Raw genomic sequence first — 19,007 nt, 5'->3', positions numbered from 1 at the left:
TCATGAAAATCTCGATTATTACGGTTTGCTATAACAGCGCTGCGACGATTGGCTTCACGCTCGAATCCGTTGCGGCGCAAACATACAAGAATGTGGAGCACATTGTTATCGATGGGGGCTCAAAGGACGATACCCTGGGGGTCATCGCCCGACAGGGAAAGCATGTAGCACGCGTTGTATCAGAACCAGACAAGGGTATTTACGACGCGATGAACAAAGGCTTGGCGCTGGCGACAGGCGAAGTCATCGGATTCATCAATGCTGACGATTTTTATGCATCCCCTACGGTGCTGGAAAAAATCGCTCATGCGTTCGAAACGACTTCTACGGACAGTTGTTACGGCGACCTGTGTTATGTCGGACAGGAAGATACGACGCAGATCGTGCGGTACTGGAAGTCGTCCGAATTCAGGCCCCGAGCGTTCGAGGCCGGCTGGTGCCCGCCCCATCCCACTTTCTTCGTCAAAAAGAGCGTTTACGAGCGATTCGGCGGCTTCAATCTGGAGTACGCGGTGGCGGCCGATGTGGAGTTGATGGCACGATTCCTCGAGGTGAAGAAGATCAGCTACCGCTATATTCCTGAAGTTCTCGTGAAAATGAGAATGGGGGGTGTTTCAAACCGCAGCGTACGGGGTGTCCTGAGGCAAAATGTCGAGGTGAAGAAGGCCTTGCTGAGCTTGGGCTTGAGGTTTTCCTATCTCAAGTTTTTCCTTAATAAGTTGATTTCCAGGTCACTTCAATTCATTCGACGTCCTCAGAGCGCCAAATGATTTCTCTCGTCTGGATAGGCGTTGGGTCATCGCACGGTGAGGCTGAAGAGAAAGGCCATAGATGCAATTCATAGTAATCTGTTTTTTTGTCTCCCTGGCTGCGACACTTTTCGTGGTGAGAACCTCGGCGTCGCACGGTCGTGTCTCCGGAGACAGCGATCTTTCAGGGCCGCAAAAATTCCACACAAGGGTCGTCCCTCGAATTGGTGGCATATCGATCATGCTCGCCTGCTTGGCGGGACTCTTGACTGCATTTTTCCAGGGCCGCACCTATTGGTTCGAAATTGCGCTGCTACTCATTGCGGCTAGCCCTGCTTTTTTGGCAGGCTTCGTGGAAGATTTGACCAAGAAGGTGGGCGTTCTCGCGCGACTCGGCGCCACGATGGTTGCGGGCCTCGCCGCGGCCTTGCTTCTGGGAGCGGTCGTGCGCCGGACGGGCGTCGACTGGATCGATCTTCATCTGCTGTCGATTCCATTTATCTCGGTGGCCGTGACGTGTTTCGCGGTGGCGGGCCTTGCCAATGCGATCAACATCATCGACGGTTTCAATGGCCTTTCCTCGATGGTTGCCATCCTCATGTTCGGAAGCATCGGCTACATCGCGATTCAGACGGGCGACGCGCTGGTGCTCGGAATTTCGCTGATCATGATCGGCTCGATTGCTGGTTTTTTTGTGTGGAACTTTCCCGCAGGCCTTATTTTTCTGGGAGACGGCGGCGCATATTTTATCGGCTTCATGCTTGCGGAAAGCGTCATTTTGCTGGTGCTGAGAAATCCGGTGGTGTCTCCTTGGTATGCCGTACTTCTGTTCAGTTATCCAATTTTCGAAACGCTATTTTCCATTTATCGGCGGGTTATCGTGCGCCGCGTCTCGCCAGGCTCTCCCGACGGCGTTCACCTTCACAGCATTATCTATCGCCGCGTTTTGCGCTGGATGATCGCTGATTCAGAGAATTTAGGGAGCACGCTTCGTAATTCGATGACATCGCCATATCTCTGGCTTCTCAGTGGCATGGCCATATTTCCGGCGTCAATTTTTTGGGCAAATTCCTACATACTGTTTACTTTTGTTGTGGGTTTTTGTTTTTCCTATGTGTGGTTGTATCGGAAAATAATTCGTTTTAAGACGCCTAAGTGGATTGTCTTTCATTTGAAATGACGCATGTATGTCTATTAGAAAAAAACTACTGATTTTGATTCTTTCCGTTTTGATCGGAGGCCTGATTTTTGGCGCTCTGGGGCGAGGCCCGCTTCTGAGGAACAAAGCCCAAGGTATCCTGAAGATGGAAATGGGATTTGCCGAATACAAGAGATTCTCGGAACTTGCTGGAACGACCGAGAGCGTGCGTCGTTACGCCAAAACTTTCCCCATCCCAGACGAGAATCCTGATGCTTTCGTTCTGAAGGTCGTTCAGGAAAAATGGCTCGATCCGGTGCCTGTGATCAGTCGCCAGGACTCCCAGAGCGTTCCTGAAGTGTTGCTGAAACAGGAGCAGGATGAGCAGAAACGAGACCGTCTTACGTCTAGAAGTCGGGTATATGACCGGGACGATGCATTGAATCGCTCGCCCGCGGTCTACATGGGCGCGCAAATTTCGTTCGTGAATCGGGAAGCCGATGCCGCAGTAGCGTCCGCGACATGGCTTGGCGAATACTTCAAGGACATCGCCGTGCGGGAGTCCGCTCAGGATCTTGTCTCCCGCTGGGATGCAGAGAGCGTGCAGTTCTTCAATCGCGCTTCTGAAGCGAAGTTGCACCTGCATTTCGTTCTGCAACAGGCGCAGGTCCGCATCGATGGTTTCAAGCGCATCCTGGCGCTTTACCCGGACGCGTCGAAGCGGAGCGAGGGCCAAGTCGTGGAGATTCGGAAGGAGAGTGAGAAGTTTCTTCCTGCGTCTGTCCAACTCGTGGCTGCAGAGGCAGAGATGCTCAAGGCTCGAGAAGACCTGGCCAAACTCGATCGAGAAGCAGAGCAGTACGGTTTTGTGCAGAAGATCCTGGACTCGTTGAAGCCCGTGCTTGTTCAGACCGACACGGGTGTTACGACACTGAAGGAGATGACCCGTCTCCTCTCTGCTGCTCGCTTGGAGATGAAATCGGATGCCGAGTCTCAGCAGGCTTTCCAGATGCTTGCCGATATTTCGGATATCCAGTCTCGCTTTCTGACGAAGGCGAGCTTCGTGGCGCCTCCGGCGACGCTGGGGCGCCCCGAGCGGCCGGGCCCCCGCCTGGTGGCGTTGTTGGGCGGCTTTGCGATCGGAATCTTCATGGCGCTGTGGCTCTGGCGTCGGGAGTTGGTGCAAGCTGGTCGGCGCGCACTGCATGACACCGCGTCCTAAATATCTTCGGACGTCTAAACTTCTGTTCTCATGACCACCCCCGTCCTCAACATCCCCCCCCGCGACAAGGCCGAGATCCTGGCCCAGGCGCTGCCTTACATCCGCAAGTTCCACGGCAAGACCATCGTCATCAAGTACGGTGGCAACGCCATGACCGACCCGGCGCTGCAGGCCGACTTCGCCGAAGACGTCGTGCTGCTCAAGCTGGTCGGCATGAACCCGGTGGTGGTGCATGGCGGCGGCCCTCAGATCGAGGCTGCGCTCAACAAGCTCGGCAAGAAGGGCAGCTTCGTGCAGGGCATGCGGGTCACCGATGCCGAGACCATGGAGGTCGTCGAGTGGGTGCTGGCTGGCGAGGTGCAGCAGGACATCGTCGGCCTGATCAACCAGGCCGGCGGCAAGGCCGTGGGCCTGACCGGACGCGACGGCGGGCTGATCCGCGCGCAGAAGCTCAAGCTCGCCGATCGCAACGATCCCAACGTGCAGCACGACGTCGGGCAGGTGGGCGAGATCGTGTCGATCGACCCGAGCGTGGTGAAGGCGCTGCAGGATGATGCCTTCATCCCCGTCATCAGCCCGATCGGCTTCGGCGAGGAGAACGAGAGCTACAACATCAATGCCGACGTCGTGGCGGGCAAGCTGGCCACCGTGCTCAAGGCCGAGAAGCTGATGCTCTTGACCAACACGCCGGGCGTGCTCGACAAGGCCGGCAACCTGCTGACCGACCTGAGCGCGCGCGAGATCGACGAGCTGTTTGCCGACGGCACCATCTCCGGCGGCATGCTGCCCAAGATCGAGGGCGCGCTCGATGCCGCCAAGAGCGGTGTGAATGCGGTGCACATCATCGACGGCCGCGTGCCGCACGCGATGCTGCTGGAAATCCTTACGGACCAGGCCTACGGGACGATGATCCGGGCACGATAGGCTCGCCCCCAGTCTGCGCGCACTTCGTGTCGCTCCGCCAACCCCCTTCCGGGGGCGACACCAGCGGCCCGGCAAAGCCGGTTCCGCGGTGTCACTGGCTCGCCCCCCGGGGCTTTGCGCACTGCGTGTCGCTCCGCCAACCCCCTACCGGGGGCGACACTCGCGGCCCGGCGAAGCCGGTTCCGCGGTAGCAATGGGCTCTCCCCCGAGGGCTTGCGCACTGCGTGTCGCTTCGCCTTCCCCCTTTCGGGGGCGACACCAGCGGCCCGGCGAAGCCGGTTCCGCGGTGTCACACGCTGAAGGCATTCAGGGCTCGTAGCCGCGGGGATTGGCCTGCTGCCAGCGCCAGCTGTCGGCGCACATCGCATCGAGTCCGCGCCGCGCGCGCCAGCCCAGCGTGGATTGGGCGAGCGCCGGATCGCCCCAATAGGCCGGCACGTCGCCCGGCCGGCGCGGGCCGATCTCGCAGGCGATCTGCCGCCCGCTGGCGCGCTCGAAGGCCTTGACGACATCGAGCACCGATGCACCCGTGCCCGTGCCCAGGTTGAGCGTGACCAGTCCGGGCGCTTGCTCCGCATGGCGCAGCGCCGCGACATGGCCTTCGGCCAGATCCATCACGTGCACATAGTCGCGCACCCCCGTGCCGTCCGGTGTGGGGTAGTCGCCGCCATGCACCGACAGCTTGTCGCGCAGGCCGACGGCCACTTGGCAAACGAAGGGCATGAGGTTGTTGGGCTTGCCCTGCGGGTGTTCGCCGATCAGCCCGCTCTCGTGCGCACCGACGGGGTTGAAATAGCGCAACAGCGCGATGCGCCAGTCCGGTTGCGCGAGTTGCAGATCGATCAGTGCCTCTTCGACCATGCGCTTGGAGCGGCCATAGGGGTTGGCCGGCCGGCAGGGCGCGTCTTCGGGAATGGGCGAGCGCTCGGGCTCGCCGTAGACCGTGGCCGACGACGAGAAGATCAGCGTCTTCACGCCCGCCGCCTGCATCGCCGCGGCCAGCACCCAGGTGCCGTGCACGTTGTTGTCGTAGTAGGTGATTGGGTCGGCGACCGAGTCGCCGACCGCCTTGAGGCCTGCGAAGTGGATGACGCCTGCGATGTCGTGGGTGCGAAACACCTGGTCGAGCAAAGTGCGATCACGCACATCGCCTTCGATGAAGACCGGGGTGGTGCCGGTGATGCGTGCCAGCCGGTCGAGCACGCGAACGTCGCTGTTGCCGAGGTTGTCCAGAATCACCGGCACATAGCCGGCTTCGATCAAGGCCACGCAGGTATGGCTCCCGATGAAGCCTGCGCCGCCGGTCACCAGGATGTTCTTGTGCATCGCGTGTTCGTCCAAAGAGGTCAAAGGGGTATTCTGCGCGACGCGCGGACATCCGCAGGCGAGGCGCGCAGTTGGCGCGCACTCACGACCTTGTGCGAGAATCATTTTTTTACATATGCGCGCGCCGCCCATGCAAAACGAAGAGACCAGTGCTCCTCCGTCCCGGGACTCCGCTCCGCTTTCCGAGGCCTCACCGGTCGTTCGCAAGCGGCCGAAGCCCGGCGAGCGTCGCGTGCAGATCCTGCAGACCCTCGCGGCGATGCTGGAGCGGCCCGGCGCCGAGCGCGTGACCACGGCCGCGCTGGCGGCACAGCTCGATGTCAGCGAGGCGGCGCTCTATCGGCACTTCGCCAGCAAGGCGCAGATGTTCGAGGGGCTGATCGACTTCATCGAGCAGAGCGTATTCACGCTGGTCAACCAGATCGCCGAGCGCGATGGCGCGGGCCGCGAGCGGGCCGCGCGCATCGTGACGATGGTGGTGCAGTTCGCTGAGAAGAATCCCGGCATGACGCGCGTCATGGTGGGCGATGCGCTGGTCTACGAGAACGAGCGCCTGCAGAGCCGGATGAACCAGTTCTTCGACAAGATCGAGGCCACGCTGCGCCAGGTGCTGCGCGACGTCGCGGTGGCCGACGGCTCCGCGATGCCCACGGTCGATGCGCAGGTGCGTGCCGGCGCGCTCACCGCCTTCGTGGTCGGGCGGCTGCAGCGCTTCGTGCGTTCGGGCTTTCGGCGGCTGCCTTCGGAGCACCTGGACGCCGCCGTCCAATTGATGCTCTGAAAGAAGACAGCGTCGACGGCGCTCAGCCCTGCAGTTGCTTGAGCGCCTGCGCCACGCCGGCGCCGTAGGCCGGGTCGGCCTTGCTGCAGTTGTCGATGTGGCGCTGCTTGATGAAGTCCGGCGCATCGCCCATTGCACGGGCCGTGTTCTCGAACAGCACCTGCTGCTGGGCCGGGCTCATCAGGCGGAACAGGTCGCCGGGCTGCTTGTAGTAGTCGGCATCGTCCTCACGGAAATTCCAGAAGTCGGCGTCGCCCTTGATCTTCAGCGGCGGCTCGCGGTAGTCGGGCTGCTCCTGCCAGTGCCCGAAGCTGTTGGGCTCGTAGTGCGGCGTGCCGCCGTAGTTGCCGTCCACGCGCATCGCGCCGTCGCGGTGGTTGCTGTGCACCGGGCAACGCGCTGCGTTCACCGGGATCTGGTGGTGGTTCACGCCCAGGCGGTAGCGCTGAGCATCCGAGTACGCGAACAGGCGGGCCTGCAGCATCTTGTCGGGCGACACGCTGATGCCGGGCACCAGGTTGTTGGGCGCGAAGGCGCTCTGCTCGACGTCGGCGAAGAAGTTCTCGGAGTTCTTGTTCAGCTCGATCACGCCGACCTCGATCAGCGGGTAGTCCTTCTTGGGCCAGACCTTGGTCAGGTCGAAGGGGTGGTAGGGCACGGTGTCGGCATCGGCCTCGGGCATCACCTGCACGAACACGGTCCACTTCGGGAAGTCCTTGCGCTCGATCGCATCGAACAGATCGCGCTGGTGGCTTTCGCGGTCGGAGCCGACGAGCGCGGCCGCCTCGGCGTCCGTCAGGTTCTGGATGCCCTGCTGCGTCTTCATGTGGAACTTGACCCAGAAGCGCTCGTTGTTCGCACTGATGAAGCTGTAGGTGTGCGAGCCGAAGCCGTGCATGTGGCGATAGCTCGACGGAATCCCGCGGTCGCTCATCACGATCGTGACCTGGTGCAGCGCTTCGGGCAGGCTGGTCCAGAAGTCCCAGTTGTTGGTGGCGCTGCGCAGGTTGGTGCGCGGGTCGCGCTTGACCGCCTTGTTGAGGTCGGGGAACTTGCGCGGATCGCGCAGGAAGAACACCGGCGTGTTGTTGCCGACCAGGTCCCAGTTGCCTTCCTCGGTATAGAACTTGAGCGCGAAGCCGCGGATGTCGCGCTCGGCATCGGCCGCACCGCGTTCGCCGGCCACCGTGGTGAAGCGGGCGAACATCTCGGTCTTCTTGCCGACCGCGCTGAACAGCTTGGCACGCGTGTACTGCGTGATGTCGTGCGTCACGGTGAAGGTGCCGAAGGCACCCGAGCCCTTGGCATGCATGCGACGTTCGGGGATCACCTCGCGATTGAGGTTGGCCAGCTTCTCGAACAGCCAGACGTCCTGCGAGAGGAGCGGGCCGCGCGGGCCGGCGGTCAGGCTGTTCTGGTTGTCGACGACGGGTGCGCCAAAGGCGGTGGTGAGCTTGGACATCGGAAGGGTTCCTTTTCTAAAAATAGCATCGGGCTATCGACTGCCTACCGATTGTGGTTCGGTGCTATCCACCGCGCAATGCAATGCCCATAGGAAATTCCGAAGCCCTTCATAGACATGCAAGTGCATGCCATGCGACGCCGACATCAAGCCGTCACCGAAACCCCCAGCTTCGCGCCTGCGGCCACGATCTCGCCCCAGGTCGCATCGTCGACCACCACGCCATCGCGTTCGCGCGCGAGGCGTGCCGCACGCTCGGGCTCGCCTGCGATCTGCACCTGGTCGAAGCCCGCGCCCGGCGGGCTCTGCCGCAGCCAGTCGACGAAGCCTTGCGCTTCCTGTTCGAAGCTGGCCTGCGTGCCCAGTTTGGCGGGATCGATCAGCACAGTCAGCATGCCGTTGAAGACCGAGCGCGCGGTGTCCGCCGGTCGATGCCAGGTGCCGCCGCCGCTGAGCGCGCCGCCCAGCAGTTCGCAGGCCACGGCCATGCCGTAGCCCTTGTGCTCGCCGAAGGTCATGAGCGCGCCGAACAGGCCCGGCCCGCCCGCGGGCCCTCCGCTGCCTGCTTGCGGCACCACCACCACGCCGGGGTCGTCGGTGGGCCGACCCTGTTCGTCGATGAGATAGCCGGGCGCGATGCGCTCGCCCTTGTTGTGGGCCACGCGCATCTTGCCCTGCGCGACGCGGCTGGTCGCGAAATCGAGGATGAAGGGCTCGGCGCCGGCCAGCGGCACGCCGATGCAGCAGGGGTTGGTGCCGAAGCGTCCGTCGCCACCGCCCCAGGGCGCGACCACGGGCCGCGACAGCACGTTGACGAAGTGCATCGAGACCAGGCCCTGCGCTGTCGCCATCTCCGCGAAATGCCCGATGCGGCCCAGGTGGTGCGCATGCGCGAGCGTGAAGATGCAGCTGCCGTGCTGCCTGGCACGCGCGATGCCCATCTCCATCGCCTGCACGCCCACGACCTGCCCATAGCCGCCCTGGCCGTCGAGCGCCAGCAGCGTGCCGATGTCGGCATTGATCCGGATCGAGGTGTTCGGCTTCAGCCCGCCCTCGGTCACGGCATCGACATAGCGCGGCAGCATGCCCACGCCGTGCGAGTCATGGCCGCTGAGGTTGGCCAGCACGAGGTTGGCCGCGACCTGCTCGGCCTCGGCGGGTGCGCTGCCGGCGGCGACAAGGACCTGGGCCACCTGTTGGCGAAGGGTTGCGGCGGGAACGGTTCTGGACATTCAAAAGCTCCTAGGGTGTTTTTCTCCTTCCCCCTCCGGGGGAAGGCTGGGTTGGGGGCTTCTTCGAGAAGGGCGCAACCTTGTGAAGCTGCAGGCCCTCACCCCCGCCCTCTCCCGGAGGGAGAGGGGGCAAGAAAGGGAGGCGAGCTACATGACCGCGCCGACCTGCCACGGCACGAACTCGTTCTGCCCGTACCCATGCTTCTCGCTCTTCGACGGCTCGCCCGACGCGGTCGCCAGCACCATCTCGAAGATGCGCTGCCCCATCTCCTGGATCGACACCGTGCCCTCGACGATCTCGCCGCAGTTGATGTCCATGTCTTCTTCCTGGCGCTTCCACAGCGCGGAGTTGGTCGCGAGCTTGAGCGACGGCGAAGGCGCGCAGCCGTAGGCCGAGCCGCGGCCGGTGGTGAAGCAGATGAGGTTGGCGCCACCCGCGACCTGGCCCGTGGCGCTCACCGGGTCGTAGCCCGGCGTGTCCATGTAGACGAAGCCATGTGCCGTCACCGGCTCGGCGTACTCGTACACCGCCTCGAGGTTGCTGGTGCCGCCCTTGGCCACCGCGCCCAGCGACTTCTCCAGGATGGTGGTGAGCCCGCCCGCCTTGTTGCCCGGCGAGGGGTTGTTGTTCATCTCGCCCTGGTTGATCTCGGTGTAGTGCTCCCACCACTTGATGCGCTGCACCAGCTTCTCGCCGACTTCGCGCTTCACCGCGCGGCGCGTGAGCAAATGCTCGGCGCCGTAGACCTCGGGCGTCTCGCTGAGGATGGCCGTGCCGCCATGCGCCACCAGCAGGTCGACCGCCGCGCCCAGCGCCGGGTTGGCGCTGATGCCCGAATAGCCGTCGGAACCGCCGCACTGCAGGCCGATCGTGATGCGCGAGGCGCTGCAGGGTTCGCGCTTCACGGCATTGGCGCGCGGCAGCATCTCCTGGATCAGTGCCACGCCTTTCTCCACCGTCTTGCGCGTGCCGCCGGTGTCCTGGATGTTGAATGTGCGGAAGTTCTCGCCCTCGGCCAGGTGCCCGGTGTCGAGCCAGGCCTTGATCTGGTTGGCTTCGCAGCCCAGGCCCACCACCAGCACCGCCGCGAAGTTCGGGTGCGTCGCATAGCCCGTGAGCGTGCGCTCGAGGATCTGCATGCCCATGCCCTGGGTGTCCATGCCGCAGCCGGTGCCGTGGGTGAGCGCGACGATGCCGTCGACGTTCGGGAAGTCGGCCAGCGCCTGCGGGTTGGTCTTGCGCGAAAAATGGTCGGCGATGGCGCGCGCGGCGGTGGCCGAGCAGTTCACGCTGGTCAGCACGCCGATGTAGTTGCGCGTGGCCACGCGGCCGTCGGCGCGCTTGATGCCCATGAAGCTGGCTTCGCGCCGCGCGGGCGCGGGCTTCACGTCGGCCCCATAGGCGTAGTCGCGGGCGAAGTCGCCCTTGTCCGGGCCCATGTCGAGGTTGTGCGTGTGCACATGCTCGCCCGCGGCGATCGGCTTGCTGGCGAAACCGATGATCTGGTTGTAGCGGCGCACCGGCGCACCGGCGTCGATGGCATGCGCCGCCACCTTGTGGCCGGCCGGGACCAGGCCGCGCACGGTGAAGTTCTCCACCGTCGTGCCGCCCACCAGTTGGCTGCGGGCGATCACCACGTCGTCGGATGGGTGGAGGCGAATGAATGGGGTCATCGGGGGCTCGTAGTTTTGAGAGAGAAGAACTGAAGGTGGTTACTGCATGAGCTTGGGCAACCACAACACAGTGGCCGGCCAGTAGGTGATCAGCGCCAGGCTCAGCAGCAGCGGCACCAGCCAGGGCAGGATCGCCATCGTCGTGCGCTCGATGCTCAGGTTGGCGATGCGGGCCAGCACGAACAGCACCATGCCCATGGGCGGATGCAGCACGCCGATCATCAGGTTCAGCACCATGACCACGCCGAAGTGCACCGGGTCGATGCCCAGCTGCGTAGAGATGGGCAGCAGGATCGGCACCAGGATCGTGATGGCGGCCGTGGTCTCGAGGAAGCAGCCGACGAACAGCATCAGCAGGTTGGCGAGCAGCAGGAACAGCCAGGGTTCCTTGGTGAAGTTGAGCACCCAGTTCGCGATGTCCGCGGTCACGCCGGTGGCCGTCAGCATCCAGCCGAAGATGGAAGCGGCCGCGACGATGAACAGCACCGTCGCGGTGGACTCCACCGTGTCGAGGCACACCCGCACGAACATCTTCCACTTCAGCGTGCGGTACCAGAAGAAGCCCAGCACCATGGCCCAGACGCAGGCCGCGATTGCACCTTCGGTGGCGGTGAACAGGCCGGTCGCCATGCCGCCGATCAGCAGCACCGGCGTCATGATGGGTAGCACGGCTTCGAACTTGAAGACCTTGTCGGCCACGAACAGGATCACCAGCGCGATCAGCACGGCGGGTTGCGCGGGTGCGCCCAGCGTGTCGACCGCGAACCACAGCGCCATGGGCCAGCCGCAGACCACCAGCAACTCGAACAAGGCCTTGATCACGCGCGGCCAGACCAGCTTCACGTCGGCGCCCCAGCCGTTCTTGTGCGCGTAGTACGCGACCGTGAGCATCATCAGGAGGGTCATGATCACGCCGGGCAGCAGCCCCGCGATGAACAGCGCGCCCACCGAGACGTTGGCCATCATCCCGTAGATCACGAAGGGCAGACTGGGCGGAATGATCGGGCCCAGCGTGGCCGAGGCCGCGGTCACGCCGACCGCGAACTCGGTCGAGTAGCCGTGTTCCTTCATCGCCTTGATCTCGATCGTGCCCAGGCCGGCCGCATCGGCGATGGCCGTGCCGCTCATGCCCGAGAAGATCACCGAGCCCAGGATGTTGACGTGGCCCAGCCCGCCGCGCATCCAGCCCACCAGCGCGAGCGCGAAGTTGTAGATGCGGTTGGTGATGCCCGCGTTGTTCATCAGGTTGCCGGCCAGGATGAAGAAGGGCACGGCCAGCAGCGGAAAGCTGTCGATGCCGCTCACCATGCGGTGGATCACGACGAAGGGCGGCAGGTTGCCCGACCAGTAGATGTAGACCAGCGAGGCGCCGGCCATGGCCACGGCGACCGGCAGGCCGACGCTCATGAAGAGAAGGAAGGCGATCTTGAGCATGAGGTACTACCGTCTTTTATTTCTGCGCTCTGGGATTGAGTCCGGAACACCGCGGAACCGGCTTTGCCGGGCCGTTGGTGTTGCCCCCGGAAGGGGGTTGGCGAAGCGACACGAAGTGCGCGAAGACTGGGGGAGAGCCCATTTCTAGCGGTCTTGGATGGTGGACTCGGGGCGTTCGAGCACGCAGTAGCCGCGCTGCCAGTGCACCCAGCTCACCTGCAGCGAGCGCGCCAGCATCGCGACGAAGCCCAGCAGGCAGACGCCGTAGACGATGTTCATCGGCAGGTCGACGATGGTCATGGCGGCGTTGTTGCCGATCTTGACCATCATCTGCACCGTCATCACCACCGCGGCCACGAAGAACAGCGTGCGCAGCACGTCGACCGCGATGCCCAGCACCTTGCCCATGCGCGCGGGCATGTGGCGGTAGAAGAAGTCGACCTGGATGTGGTTGTTCTTCGCCACCCCGATCGAGGCGCCGACGAACACCACGCCGATCAACAGGTAGCGCGCGATCTCCTCCGTCCACGCCGCCGAATCGTTGAGCACGTAGCGCGTGACGAACTGGTAGAGCACCGTCAGCCCCAGTGCCCAGAAGATCCCCAGCGCAGCCCAGGCCTCGACCGTCGTGCCCGACAGGTCGACAGCCTCGTCGGTCACATGAAACTCCCCGTCATCCCCAAGTAACTTGTCGCTCATCGCGTCTCCGCCGTGTTGTGGTGTTGGTATCGGTTTTCTCTACAGCCTCAAGGGGGATGCAGGAAGCGTCGCGAGCGCCGCAAGCCTGCGTTGAGAAGCGCAGACGTACTCCTGTACGTCGAGCATCGCAAACGCAGGATCGCGGCGCGCGGCAGCGTCCTGCACCCCAGTCAACGAATAGCGAGGATGCGGTCGTAGTCTTGTTGGCGGTAGCCGTGATCCGTCGGCTTGGTGTTCTTCAGCACCGCATCGCGGAACGCGTTCTTGTCGACCGTGATGATGTTGTTGCCGCGCTTCCTGAACTCCTCGACCAGGCGCGTTTCCGACGCGATGATCTCGCGGCCGGTCTTCTCGGCGGCTTCCTGCGTGACCTCGGTGAAGACCTTCTTGTCGTCGGCGCTCAGCTTGCCCCAGAGCTGGCCGGAGACCACGGTGAGCAGAGAGTCGACGATGTGGCCGGTCAGCGAGATGTTCTTCTGCACCTCGAAGAATTTCTTGGCCTCGATGGTGGGCAGCGGGTTCTCCTGCGCATCGACGGTGCCGCTCTGAAGCGCCAGGTAGACCTCGGCGAATGCGATCGGCGTGGCGTTGGCGCCCAGCGCCTTGGGGAAGGCCAGGTAAGCCGGTGCGTCGGGCACGCGGATCTTCAGGCCCTTCATGTCCTCGGGCTTGGCGACCGGCCGCGCCGCGCTCGATGTCACGTGGCGCGCACCGTAGTAGTTGAGTGCAGTGATGTGGTTGCCGGTCTTGTCGTCGTAGCCCTTGGCCAGTTCCTTGAAGACGTCGCTCTTGGCGTACTTCAACTGGTGCTCGGCATCGCGGAAGATGAACGGGAAGTAGGAGATGGCGAGCGGCGTGTAGCTGCGCCCGGCGAAGCTCGCGCCGGTCAGCACCATGTCGACCGTGCCCAGGGTCAGGCCCTGGTTGATGTCGGCTTCCTTGCCCAGGCTGGAGGCCGGGAACACCTGGATGTCGTAGCGGCCGTTGGTGCGCTTCTTGATCTCTTCCGCAGCCCAGACCGAGTACTTGTGGAAGGGCTCCGAGGTCTCGTACACGTGGGCCCATTTGAGCTTGGTCTGCGCGCTGGCGGTGCCGGCGACACCGAAGGCCGTGGCAGCCAGGGCGCCGAGCGCCACGGCCTTGAGGACCCAGCGTTTGCTCTTGTCGTTCATGCGGTTCATGTGGCTTGTCTCCGTTGTTGTCTGATGAGGAAGAGGGGAAAACTTCTGCTGGCGCATCAAGCGGCCTTCTTCGCGCGGCGCCAGCTCGCGCTGAATCTCTGGTGGGACTTGTCCATGTGTTCGTGCATGGCCACGCGTGCGGCATCGGCGTCGTGCGCGGCGATGGCATCGCGGATCGCCTCGTGCTCCGCAATGGCCGAGCGCCAGGAAGGCAAGGTCTCGAAGTAACCGCCCAGGCGCGTGAATATCGGGCCGTTGCGCGAATCCCAGAAGCCTTGCACCGTTTCATGCAATACCGTGTTGCCGCAGGCGCCGACGATGGCCAGGTGGAAGGCGCGGTCGCCTTCGAGCGGCATCACGTTGCGACCGGCCAGTTCCCGCATCAGCGAGATGGCGCGCGTCATCGCGTCGACGTCCTTGCGGCGGCCCTGTGCCGCGGCCAGCGCGGCGGTCTCGCCTTCGACCACGCGACGTGCGCGGATCAGTTCGAGCGGGCCCCATTCGACGCTGGCCACGGGGGCCGGCTTGCGCTGGGCGCGGTCTTGAACGTACACGCCCGAGCCGGTGCGGACCTCGACCCAGCCCTCGACCTCGAGCGCGATCAGCGCCTCGCGCACCGACGGCCGGCTCACGCCCAGCTGGCGCGCCAGGTCGCGTTCGGCCGGCAGGCGCGCGCCGGTGGCGAATTCGCCATCGCCGATCAGCTTGCGCAACTGGTCGGCGATCTGGCGGTAGAGACGCTGGGGCTCGATGGATTGCAGGGGCACGGGCGCGAATGGATCAACAGGGGGAAGTTAAGGGTTGTCCAGAATTGGACAAGTGGTCAGACCAATTCAGAATACGTGCGCCATCCGGGACTCGCCATCGGGCGAAACCCTGAACGAGATGCACCCCCACCCCCATTCACCAGGACACCGCATGAGACTTCAAGGAAAAACGGCCCTCATCACGGCCGCCGGCCAGGGCATCGGCCGCGCGACCGCACTCGCCATGGCCGCCGAAGGCGCCCAGGTCTGGGCCACCGACGTCAACGCCGCGCTGCTCGAGCGCTACGCCGGCACGCCCAACGTGCAGACCGCGGTGCTCGACGTGCTCGACAAGGCGGCCATCCAGGCGCTGGTCGCACGCATGCCGGCCGTCGACGTGCTGTTCAACTGCGCGGGCGTGGTGCACAACGGCACCATCCTCGATGCCACCGACGACGACCTCGACTTCGCGTTCCGCCTCAACGTGCGGGCCCAGTTCTGGGCCATCCAGGCCGTGTTGCCGCGCATGCTGGCCGCAGGCGGCGGCAGCATCATCAACATGGCCAGCGTGTGCTCGAGCATCAAGGGCCTGCCCAACCGCAACGTCTACGGCACCACCAAGGCCGCGGTGCTGGGCCTGACCAAGAGCGTGGCGGCCGACTACGTGCTGCAGGGCGTGCGCTGCAATGCGGTCTGCCCGGGCACGGTCGACACGCCCTCGCTGGGCGAACGCATCAACGCCAACGCCGATCCGGTCGAGGCGCGCAAGGCCTTCATCGCACGCCAGCCCATGGGGCGGCTCGCGCAGGCGCACGAGATCGCGCCGGTCGTGGTGTTCCTCGCCAGCGACGAAGCCATCTTCGCCACCGGCCAGGCCTTCTCGGTCGACGGCGGCATCACGATCTGAGCGGTGCCGTCCGCAGCGGCATCGGCACCACTGAATACACTTCCCACCACCTTTGAAAGGAATCTCTGAATGAAACTCGTGCGTTACGGCAACCCCGGCAAGGAAAAGCCAGGCCTCATCGATGACAACGGACAACTGCGCGACCTGAGCGCCGTGTTCAAGGACCTGGGACCGGAACAACTGGGCGATGCCGCGCTGGCCAAGCTGCGCAAGCTAAAGACCGACAAGCTGCCGCTGGTCAAGGGCAAGCCCCGCCTGGGCAGTCCGGTCGCCAACGTCGGCAAGTTCATCGCCATCGGCCTGAACTACGCGGACCACGCCGCCGAATCGAACCTGCCGATTCCCAAGGAACCGATCGTCTTCATGAAGGCCACGAGCTGCATCCAGGGCCCCAACGACCCGGTGATGCTGCCCAAGGGCTCGGTCAAGTCCGACTGGGAAGTCGAACTCGGCGTGGTCATCGGCACGCGCGCACGCTACGTTTCGCAGAAGGACGCGCTCAACTTCGTGGCCGGCTACTGCACCATCAACGACATCAGCGAACGCGAATACCAGATCGAACGCGGCGGCACCTGGGACAAGGGCAAGGGTTGCGACACCTTCGGCCCGATCGGCCCCTGGCTGGTGACGCGCGACGACGTGCCCAACCCGCAGAAGCTCGCCATGTGGCTCGACCTCAACGGCAAGCGCGTGCAGACCGGCAGCACCAAGACCATGATCTTCTCGGTGGCCAAGCTCGTGAGCTACGTCAGCCAGTTCATGACGCTGATGCCCGGCGACGTCATCACCACCGGCACGCCCCCCGGCGTGGGCCTGGGCATGAAGCCGCCGCTCTACCTCAAGAAGGGCGACGTCATGACCCTCGGCATCGAAGGCCTGGGCGACCAGCGCCAGGAAGTGATCCCCTTCAAGCTCTGAAGGCGGTGAGGGCGGGCGCGCCATGCGCCCGCCAGGGTGTCTATCGGCGCTGTTCGCTCAACGCAGAGCGAGCACCAGCGCGTCGAACACCAAGCGCACGCGCGCCGGCACCGGCGCGCGCTGCGGACGGTAGATGTTGATCGGCCAGGGCGCCGGCGCCTCGGCCTGCAGCACCTCCACCAGCGCGCCCGAGGCCAGCCACGGCTCGGCCAGCGGCGCAATGAGCTGGCCGAAGCCCAACCCTGCCACGACGGCCGCGCATTCCGCATCGATGTGGTCGGTCACGAACGCGGGCGACGACACGGTGACCAGCCGCTTCCGGCTGAAGGCCCAGGGCCAGGGCCGGCCCGAGCTCCGATCGATCAGCGCGGTCAAGGGCAGCGCCGACAGCGCCTCGAGATCGCGCGGCGTGCCGACCTTCTGAAGCAGCGAGGGCGCACCCACCACCAGCAGCGGCATCTTTCCCACGGTGCGCGAGACGAAGCGTGCATCGCGCAGCGGCCCGACGCGCACGCCGATGTCGATCTGTTGGTCGACCACGTCGGCATGCTGCTCCGACAGCCGCAGGTCGAGCACCAGCCCCGGGTGCGCCGCCAGCAGCGGTGCCAGCGCCTGCGGGATGAGGCGCGCATACACCTGCGGCGCCGTGACCCGCACCGTGCCCGTGTGCTGCGACAGCGCGCGCCGGTCGATGCGGTGGAAGAGTTCGTCGACGCCGCCCACCGCCGCGCGTGCGCGCTCCGCGAGATGCCGGCCGAAGTCGGTCAGCTGCACGCCGCGCGTGCTGCGGTGGAACAGCGGCTCGCCCAGTTCGTCCTCCAGCTCGCGCACCGCGCGCGTCACCACCTGCGGCGAGACCGACAGGCGCACCGCGGCCTCGCGGAAATTGGCGGCGTCTGCGGCGGTGCAGAAGACGCGCAGGGCTTCGAGGCGGTTGGACATGGCGTTCCTAATTCAGGAATTCTGAAGGCGTGACGAGTTCATTTACGGGAATGCGTGGATTTTCCACACTGCAGGCACCTCTTCAACACCTTCAAAGGAATTTCCATGACATCCGTTCAAGACAACATCCGTGGCAAGGTCGCCATCGTCACTGGCGCGAGCAGCGGCATCGGCGAATCGATGGCGCGCCACCTGGCGGCGCGCGGCGCCAAGGTGGTGCTCGCGGCGCGCCGCACCGAGCGGCTCGACCAGGTGGTCGCCGAGATCCGCGAGGCCGGCGGCGAGGCCATCGCGGTGGCCACCGACGTGGCCAGGCGCGCCGACCTGGAGCGGCTTGCGACCGCCACTGTCGAGGCCTTCGGCCGCATCGACGTGCTGGTCAACAACGCGGGCGTGATGCCGCTGTCGCCCATCGAGCGCCTCAAGGTCGACGAGTGGGACCGCACCATCGACGTCAACATCAAGGGCGTGGTCTACGGCATCGCCGCGGTGCTGCCGCGCATGCAGGCGCAGGGCAGCGGCCACATCCTGAACGTGGCGTCGATCGCCGGCTTCAAGGTGTTCACGCCCATCGGCACGGTGTACAGCGCGACCAAGCACGCGGTGCGCGCCATCTCCGAGGGCCTGCGCGTCGAGATGGGCAACAGCGGCATTCGCGTGACCGTGGTGTCGCCCGGCGCGGTCGAGTCCGAACTGAAGCTCGGCAGCACCGACGCCGACGCCGCCGCGGGCCTGAAGGCCTTCTACGACGCGAACCAGATTCCGGCCGACGCGGTGGCGCGCGCAGTGGTCTATGCGGTGGAGCAACCGGCCAACGTGGACATCAACGAGGTGGTGGTGCGGCCGGTGTCGCAGGACTTCTGAGCCGCGGTTCGGGCTCAAGCCCTTCAACAGTTGAGGGGTTCTTTTAGCCAAAAGGTGAAAGCCACGACAAAATAGAACGATCGTTCGTTTTTATGTCGAGGCTTTCACCATGTCTGTCAACGCTGTTCCCGCCAAGCCCGTCCGGGCGGCCCAGAAGGGCCAGCAGACCAAGGCCGTCATCGTCGACGCCGCGCTGGCGCTGGCCGCGCAGATCGGGCTCGAGGGCCTGTCGATCGGCGCGGTGGCCGAGATCACCAAGATGAGCAAGTCGGGCGTGTTTGCCCACTTCGGCTCGCGCGAGGAGTTGCAGATCTCGGTGGTGCGCGAGTACCACGCGCGCTTCGAGCAGGAAGTGTTCTTCCCCGCGCTCAAGGCGGCCCGCGGCCTGCCGCGCCTGCGCACCATGTTCGCCAACTGGATGAAGCGCACCTCGACCGAGATCGACTCGGGCTGCATCTACATCAGCGGCGCCTCCGAATTCGACGACCGCCCGGGCCCCGTGCGCGATGCGCTGGTCGAGTCGGTCAGCATCTGGCAGGCCGCGGTGCTGCGCGCCATCGTGCAGGCCAAGGGCGAAGGGCACCTGCGTGCCGACGCCGACGAGCGCCAGGTCGCGTTCGAGATCCATGGCCTGATCCTCGCGCTGCACTACGAGGCGCGCTTCCTGCAAGTCCCCGGCTCCATCGGCCGCGCCAACATCGGCTTCGACAACATCCTTGCGCGCAGCGCCACCGCCGATGCGCCCTCACCGGCGCCGGCATCGGCGGGCCGCCGCCTCAAGACCGTGCGCTGACGCGCCGCCGCTTTC

General features: G+C 64.7%; 18 protein-coding genes. 9 read left to right on the top strand and 9 right to left on the bottom strand.

The window, feature by feature from the left end; translation table 11 throughout:
- Window positions 1-2: 2 nt before the first annotated feature.
- From ACSFBC_RS09225 to argB, 4 genes are all read left to right on the top strand, one after another.
- Window positions 3-770, top strand: a complete 768-nt coding sequence (locus tag ACSFBC_RS09225; protein ID WP_435509998.1) for a glycosyltransferase family 2 protein — start codon at window positions 3-5, stop codon at window positions 768-770.
- 61 nt (window positions 771-831) lie between these two features.
- Window positions 832-1,929: an MraY family glycosyltransferase gene (locus tag ACSFBC_RS09220; protein ID WP_435509997.1), complete on the top strand. Its 1,098-nt coding sequence runs from the start codon at window positions 832-834 to the stop codon at window positions 1,927-1,929.
- Between the two features lie 7 nt (window positions 1,930-1,936).
- Window positions 1,937-3,109, top strand: coding sequence for a hypothetical protein (locus ACSFBC_RS09215; RefSeq protein ID WP_435509996.1), 1,173 nt, complete (start codon window positions 1,937-1,939; stop codon window positions 3,107-3,109).
- Between the two features lie 30 nt (window positions 3,110-3,139).
- The gene (argB, locus tag ACSFBC_RS09210) at window positions 3,140-4,033 is read left to right on the top strand and encodes an acetylglutamate kinase (RefSeq protein ID WP_435509995.1); all 894 of its coding nucleotides are present in this window, start codon (window positions 3,140-3,142) and stop codon (window positions 4,031-4,033) included.
- Window positions 4,034-4,339: 306 nt separating this feature from the next.
- Here argB and galE read toward each other — a convergent pair whose 3' ends face one another.
- Window positions 4,340-5,359, bottom strand: a complete 1,020-nt coding sequence (gene galE / locus ACSFBC_RS09205; protein ID WP_435509994.1) for a UDP-glucose 4-epimerase GalE — start codon at window positions 5,357-5,359, stop codon at window positions 4,340-4,342.
- 130 nt (window positions 5,360-5,489) lie between these two features.
- On the opposite strand from galE, the gene slmA reads away from it, so the two are divergent.
- Complete coding sequence (slmA, locus tag ACSFBC_RS09200; RefSeq protein ID WP_435509993.1) at window positions 5,490-6,140, top strand: nucleoid occlusion factor SlmA; 651 nt, start codon at window positions 5,490-5,492, stop codon at window positions 6,138-6,140.
- 22 nt (window positions 6,141-6,162) lie between these two features.
- Here slmA and ACSFBC_RS09195 read toward each other — a convergent pair whose 3' ends face one another.
- From ACSFBC_RS09195 to ACSFBC_RS09165, 7 genes are all read right to left on the bottom strand, one after another.
- The gene (locus tag ACSFBC_RS09195) at window positions 6,163-7,602 is read right to left on the bottom strand and encodes a catalase (protein WP_435509992.1); all 1,440 of its coding nucleotides are present in this window, start codon (window positions 7,600-7,602) and stop codon (window positions 6,163-6,165) included.
- Window positions 7,603-7,748: 146 nt separating this feature from the next.
- Window positions 7,749-8,834 carry a malate/lactate/ureidoglycolate dehydrogenase gene (locus ACSFBC_RS09190; protein ID WP_435509991.1) on the bottom strand — a complete coding sequence of 362 codons (1,086 nt, stop codon included), beginning with the start codon at window positions 8,832-8,834 and terminating at the stop codon, window positions 7,749-7,751.
- A 147-nt stretch (window positions 8,835-8,981) separates the two neighbouring features.
- Window positions 8,982-10,508 (bottom strand): UxaA family hydrolase, encoded by a 1,527-nt coding sequence (locus ACSFBC_RS09185; RefSeq protein WP_435509990.1) that lies wholly within the window; start codon window positions 10,506-10,508, stop codon window positions 8,982-8,984.
- A gap of 39 nt (window positions 10,509-10,547) precedes the next feature.
- Window positions 10,548-11,942, bottom strand: coding sequence for a TRAP transporter large permease (locus ACSFBC_RS09180; protein ID WP_435509989.1), 1,395 nt, complete (start codon window positions 11,940-11,942; stop codon window positions 10,548-10,550).
- Between the two features lie 144 nt (window positions 11,943-12,086).
- The gene (locus ACSFBC_RS09175; protein ID WP_435509988.1) at window positions 12,087-12,641 is read right to left on the bottom strand and encodes a TRAP transporter small permease; all 555 of its coding nucleotides are present in this window, start codon (window positions 12,639-12,641) and stop codon (window positions 12,087-12,089) included.
- Between the two features lie 170 nt (window positions 12,642-12,811).
- The gene (locus tag ACSFBC_RS09170) at window positions 12,812-13,813 is read right to left on the bottom strand and encodes a sialic acid TRAP transporter substrate-binding protein SiaP (protein ID WP_435510057.1); all 1,002 of its coding nucleotides are present in this window, start codon (window positions 13,811-13,813) and stop codon (window positions 12,812-12,814) included.
- Between the two features lie 65 nt (window positions 13,814-13,878).
- Entirely contained in the window at window positions 13,879-14,589 is a 711-nt protein-coding gene (locus ACSFBC_RS09165) for a FadR/GntR family transcriptional regulator (protein ID WP_435509987.1), read from the bottom strand.
- A gap of 151 nt (window positions 14,590-14,740) precedes the next feature.
- Between ACSFBC_RS09165 and ACSFBC_RS09160 the strand changes: the two genes are divergently transcribed.
- Window positions 14,741-15,475, top strand: a complete 735-nt coding sequence (locus ACSFBC_RS09160) for an SDR family oxidoreductase (protein WP_435509986.1) — start codon at window positions 14,741-14,743, stop codon at window positions 15,473-15,475.
- Between the two features lie 69 nt (window positions 15,476-15,544).
- Entirely contained in the window at window positions 15,545-16,393 is an 849-nt protein-coding gene (locus ACSFBC_RS09155; protein ID WP_435509985.1) for a fumarylacetoacetate hydrolase family protein, read from the top strand.
- A gap of 57 nt (window positions 16,394-16,450) precedes the next feature.
- On the opposite strand, the gene ACSFBC_RS09150 is transcribed toward ACSFBC_RS09155, so the two are convergent.
- Window positions 16,451-17,335 (bottom strand): LysR family transcriptional regulator, encoded by an 885-nt coding sequence (locus ACSFBC_RS09150; RefSeq protein WP_435509984.1) that lies wholly within the window; start codon window positions 17,333-17,335, stop codon window positions 16,451-16,453.
- A 105-nt stretch (window positions 17,336-17,440) separates the two neighbouring features.
- Between ACSFBC_RS09150 and ACSFBC_RS09145 the strand changes: the two genes are divergently transcribed.
- Window positions 17,441-18,199 carry an SDR family oxidoreductase gene (locus ACSFBC_RS09145; RefSeq protein WP_435509983.1) on the top strand — a complete coding sequence of 253 codons (759 nt, stop codon included), beginning with the start codon at window positions 17,441-17,443 and terminating at the stop codon, window positions 18,197-18,199.
- A gap of 109 nt (window positions 18,200-18,308) precedes the next feature.
- Window positions 18,309-18,992 (top strand): TetR/AcrR family transcriptional regulator, encoded by a 684-nt coding sequence (locus ACSFBC_RS09140; protein WP_435509982.1) that lies wholly within the window; start codon window positions 18,309-18,311, stop codon window positions 18,990-18,992.
- Window positions 18,993-19,007 lie beyond the last annotated feature (15 nt).

This window comes from Variovorax frigidus (assembly GCF_051216515.1).
Classification (GTDB): domain Bacteria; phylum Pseudomonadota; class Gammaproteobacteria; order Burkholderiales; family Burkholderiaceae_C; genus Variovorax.
Note: the sequence above shows the minus strand (reverse complement) of the source record. Positions and strands in the feature narration are given on the sequence as shown.

Coding starts and splice junctions, on each gene's coding strand:
- ACSFBC_RS09140 (WP_435509982.1), top strand. CDS start 18,309: ATGTCTGTCAACGCTGTTCCCGCCAAGCCCGTCCGGGCGGCCCAGAAG.
- ACSFBC_RS09215 (WP_435509996.1), top strand. CDS start 1,937: ATGTCTATTAGAAAAAAACTACTGATTTTGATTCTTTCCGTTTTGATC.
- ACSFBC_RS09185 (WP_435509990.1), bottom strand. CDS start 10,508: ATGACCCCATTCATTCGCCTCCACCCATCCGACGACGTGGTGATCGCC.
- ACSFBC_RS09225 (WP_435509998.1), top strand. CDS start 3: ATGAAAATCTCGATTATTACGGTTTGCTATAACAGCGCTGCGACGATT.
- ACSFBC_RS09195 (WP_435509992.1), bottom strand. CDS start 7,602: ATGTCCAAGCTCACCACCGCCTTTGGCGCACCCGTCGTCGACAACCAG.
- ACSFBC_RS09190 (WP_435509991.1), bottom strand. CDS start 8,834: ATGTCCAGAACCGTTCCCGCCGCAACCCTTCGCCAACAGGTGGCCCAG.
- ACSFBC_RS09155 (WP_435509985.1), top strand. CDS start 15,545: ATGAAACTCGTGCGTTACGGCAACCCCGGCAAGGAAAAGCCAGGCCTC.
- slmA (WP_435509993.1), top strand. CDS start 5,490: ATGCAAAACGAAGAGACCAGTGCTCCTCCGTCCCGGGACTCCGCTCCG.
- ACSFBC_RS09170 (WP_435510057.1), bottom strand. CDS start 13,813: ATGAACGACAAGAGCAAACGCTGGGTCCTCAAGGCCGTGGCGCTCGGC.
- ACSFBC_RS09180 (WP_435509989.1), bottom strand. CDS start 11,942: ATGCTCAAGATCGCCTTCCTTCTCTTCATGAGCGTCGGCCTGCCGGTC.
- ACSFBC_RS09150 (WP_435509984.1), bottom strand. CDS start 17,335: ATGTCCAACCGCCTCGAAGCCCTGCGCGTCTTCTGCACCGCCGCAGAC.
- ACSFBC_RS09160 (WP_435509986.1), top strand. CDS start 14,741: ATGAGACTTCAAGGAAAAACGGCCCTCATCACGGCCGCCGGCCAGGGC.
- argB (WP_435509995.1), top strand. CDS start 3,140: ATGACCACCCCCGTCCTCAACATCCCCCCCCGCGACAAGGCCGAGATC.
- ACSFBC_RS09145 (WP_435509983.1), top strand. CDS start 17,441: ATGACATCCGTTCAAGACAACATCCGTGGCAAGGTCGCCATCGTCACT.
- galE (WP_435509994.1), bottom strand. CDS start 5,359: ATGCACAAGAACATCCTGGTGACCGGCGGCGCAGGCTTCATCGGGAGC.
- ACSFBC_RS09175 (WP_435509988.1), bottom strand. CDS start 12,641: ATGAGCGACAAGTTACTTGGGGATGACGGGGAGTTTCATGTGACCGAC.
- ACSFBC_RS09220 (WP_435509997.1), top strand. CDS start 832: ATGCAATTCATAGTAATCTGTTTTTTTGTCTCCCTGGCTGCGACACTT.